This window comes from Mycobacterium colombiense (assembly GCF_003284975.1).
GTDB lineage: Bacteria > Actinomycetota > Actinomycetes > Mycobacteriales > Mycobacteriaceae > Mycobacterium > Mycobacterium europaeum_A.
In genome coordinates this window covers 1-3,197 of the sequence record NZ_QMEU01000202.1, presented here as the reverse complement: position 1 = coordinate 3,197, position 3,197 = coordinate 1, and the positions used below count along the sequence as shown (strand labels likewise).

The 3,197-nt window shown below is 69.4% G+C and carries 4 protein-coding genes and 1 pseudogene; all 5 read left to right on the top strand.

The features are described 5' to 3' along the window. Positions 1-111, top strand: a 111-nt coding sequence (locus DQP58_RS27355) for a hypothetical protein (RefSeq protein ID WP_240630168.1), incomplete at its 5' end; no start/stop codon positions are given. 73 nt (positions 112-184) lie between these two features. Continuing rightward, a complete protein-coding gene (gene argF / locus DQP58_RS26300) occupies positions 185-1,111 on the top strand; it encodes an ornithine carbamoyltransferase (protein WP_112710958.1) in 927 nt (308 codons plus the stop codon). Further along, positions 1,108-1,602 carry an arginine repressor gene (locus DQP58_RS26295; protein WP_112710957.1) on the top strand — a complete coding sequence of 165 codons (495 nt, stop codon included), beginning with the start codon at positions 1,108-1,110 and terminating at the stop codon, positions 1,600-1,602. Before argF ends, DQP58_RS26295 begins: the two co-directional genes overlap by 4 nt. Positions 1,603-1,629: 27 nt before the next feature. Then, positions 1,630-2,847 carry an argininosuccinate synthase gene (locus DQP58_RS26290; RefSeq protein WP_112710956.1) on the top strand — a complete coding sequence of 406 codons (1,218 nt, stop codon included), beginning with the start codon at positions 1,630-1,632 and terminating at the stop codon, positions 2,845-2,847. Beyond that, a pseudogene (locus DQP58_RS26285) lies at positions 2,844-3,197 on the top strand (argininosuccinate lyase); the annotation flags it as partial. The gene DQP58_RS26290 and the pseudogene DQP58_RS26285, both read left to right, overlap by 4 nt.

The window sequence follows — 3,197 nt, the reverse complement described above, 5'->3', positions numbered from 1 at the left end:
GCCGCACCCGACGTCATCCGGCTGGCGCCGCCGCTGATCATCACCGAAGCCCAGATCGACGGCTTCCTCGGCGCCCTGCCGAGCATTCTCGACGAGGCGGCCGCAGCATGACGCCGCGGCACGACGATGCAGAGCGAAGCGATGAGGCGGGGGCACCTCCCGCTTGCGGGGGAAAGTGGCGCACATGACGAGACACTTCCTGCGCGACGACGACCTGTCGCCCGCCGAGCAGGCCGAGGTCTTGGCGCTGGCCGCCGAACTCAAGAAGGACCCTTTCGGCGCCCGCCCGCTGGAGGGCCCGCGCGGGGTGGCGGTCCTGTTCGACAAGAACTCCACCCGCACCCGGTTCTCGTTCGAGGTCGGCATCGCCCAACTCGGCGGGCACGCCGTCGTCGTCGACGCCCGCAGCACCCAGCTGGGCCGCGACGAAACCCTGGAAGACACCGCGCGGGTGCTGTCGCGCTACGTCCATGCCATCGTCTGGCGGACGTTCGGGCAGGAGCGCCTCGACGCGATGGCCTCGACCGCGACCGTGCCGGTGGTCAACGCGCTCTCCGACGAATTCCACCCCTGCCAGGTGCTCGCCGACCTGCAGACCATCACCGAGCGCAAGGGGTCACTGCGCGGGCTGAAGATGACCTACCTCGGCGACGGCGCCAACAACATGGCGCACTCGCTGATGCTGGGCGGGGTCACGGCCGGCCTCCACGTCACGATCGCCGCCCCGGACGGCTTCACCCCGAACCCGGCGTTCGTCGCCGCGGCTCGGCGGCGCGCCGAGGACACCGGCGCCTCGGTCACCCTCACCGCCGACGCCGACGCGGCCGCGCGCGGTGCCGACGTGTTGGTCACCGACACCTGGACGTCGATGGGCCAGGAGGCCGACGGGCTGGACCGCCTCACACCGTTTCGGCCCTACCAGATCAACGCCGACCTGCTGTCTCTGGCCGACCCGGAAGCCATTGTGCTGCACTGCCTTCCGGCGCACCGCGGGGAGGAGATCACCGACGAGGTGATGGACGGGCCGGCCAGCGCGGTCTTCGACGAGGCCGAAAACCGGTTGCACGCCCAAAAAGCGTTGCTGGCCTGGCTTGTGGAGCGGCAGTCATGACCCGCTCTAAGAGCACCCCCGAAACCACCCGGGCCGGCCGGCAGGACCGCATCGTGGCGATCCTGTCCTCGGCGTCGATCAGCAGCCAAAGCGAGCTGGCGGCCCGGCTGGCCGACGAGGGCATCGAGGTCACCCAGGCCACCCTGTCGCGGGACCTGGAGGAACTGGGCGCGGTCAAGCTGCGCGGCGCCGACGGCGGCGTCGGGGTGTACGTCGTCCCCGAGGACGGCAGCCCGGTGCGGGGCGTGTCCGGCGGCACCGCGCGACTGTCCCGGCTGCTGAGCGAACTGCTGGTGTCCGCCGACGCCAGCGCCAACCTCGCGGTGCTGCGCACGCCGCCGGGCGGCGCCAACTATCTGGCCAGCGCGATCGACCGCGCGGCGCTACCGTACGTCGTCGGCACCATCGCCGGCGACGACACCGTCTTCGTGGCCGCTCGAGAGCCGATGACCGGCGCCGAGCTGGCCACCACCTTGGAAAAACTCACCTAAGCGCTTCAAGTGTAAGGAGATTGGTTCATGTCAGAACGCGTCATCCTGGCGTATTCCGGCGGTCTGGACACCTCGGTGGCCATCAGCTGGATCGGCAAGGAGACCGGCCGTGAGGTCGTAGCGGTGGCGATCGACCTCGGCCAGGGCGGTGAGGACATGGAGGTCATTCGCCAGCGGGCTCTGGACTGCGGCGCGGTGGAAGCCGTCGTCGTCGATGCCCGCGACGAGTTCGCCGAGGGTTACTGCCTGCCCACCATCCTGTCCAACGCCCTCTACATGGATCGCTACCCGCTGGTGTCGGCGATCAGCCGGCCGCTGATCGTCAAGCACCTGGTGGCGGCCGCCCGCGAGCACGGCGGCAGCATCGTCGCGCACGGCTGTACCGGTAAGGGCAACGACCAGGTCCGGTTCGAGGTCGGATTCGGTTCGCTGGCACCCGATCTCGAGGTGCTGGCGCCGGTCCGCGACTACGCCTGGACTCGCGAGAAGGCGATCGCGTTCGCCGAGGAGAACGCCATCCCCATCAACGTCACCAAGCGCTCACCGTTCTCCATCGATCAGAACGTGTGGGGCCGGGCGGTGGAAACCGGCTTCCTGGAACACCTTTGGAACGCCCCCACCAAGGACGTCTACGCCTACACCGAAGACCCCACCCTGAACTGGAGCACGCCCGACGAGGTGATCGTCGGATTCGAGCGCGGCGTGCCGGTGACGATCGACGGCAAGAAAGTGTCGGTACTGCAGGCCATCGAGGAACTCAACGCCCGCGCCGGCGCCCAGGGCGTCGGCCGGCTCGACGTCGTCGAGGACCGGCTGGTGGGCATCAAGAGCCGTGAGATCTACGAGGCGCCCGGCGCCATGGTGCTCATCACCGCCCACACCGAGCTCGAGCACGTCACGCTGGAACGCGAGCTGGGCCGGTTCAAGCGGCACACCGATCAGCGTTGGGCCGAGCTGGTTTACGACGGGCTGTGGTATTCACCGCTGAAGGAGGCGCTGGAGAGCTTCGTCGCCAAGACCCAGGAACACGTGACCGGCGAAGTGCGAATGGTGTTGCACGGCGGCCACATTGCGGTCAACGGCCGGCGCAGCGCCGAATCCCTCTACGACTTCAACCTGGCCACCTACGACGAGGGTGACAGCTTCGACCAGTCGGCCGCAAAGGGTTTCGTCTACGTGCACGGGCTGTCGTCGAAGATCGCGTCGCGCCGGGGCCAGACCTCAAAGGGCTCGGCCGACGCGTGAGCACTCGCGAAGGGTCGCTGTGGGGCGGGCGGTTCGCCGACGGCCCGTCGGATGCGCTGGCCGCGCTGAGCAAATCCACCCACTTCGACTGGGTGCTGGCCCCCTACGACATCGTCGCCTCGCGGGCCCACACCGTGATCCTGTTCCGCGCCGGGCTGCTGACCGAGGAGCAGCGCGACGGACTGCTGGCCGGCCTCGACCAGCTCGCCGAGGACGTAGCCGACGGCAGCTTCTCGCCGCTGGTCACCGACGAGGACGTGCACGGGGCGCTGGAACGCGGACTGATCGACCGGGTCGGGCCCGACCTGGGCGGGCGGCTGCGGGCCGGCCGGTCGCGCAACGACCAGGTG

Excerpts from the sequence above, each read along its gene's own strand:
- DQP58_RS26295 (WP_112710957.1), top strand. The coding sequence starts at position 1,108 with ATGACCCGCTCTAAGAGCACCCCCGAAACCACCCGGGCCGGCCGGCAG.
- argF (WP_112710958.1), top strand. The coding sequence starts at position 185 with ATGACGAGACACTTCCTGCGCGACGACGACCTGTCGCCCGCCGAGCAG.
- DQP58_RS26290 (WP_112710956.1), top strand. The coding sequence starts at position 1,630 with ATGTCAGAACGCGTCATCCTGGCGTATTCCGGCGGTCTGGACACCTCG.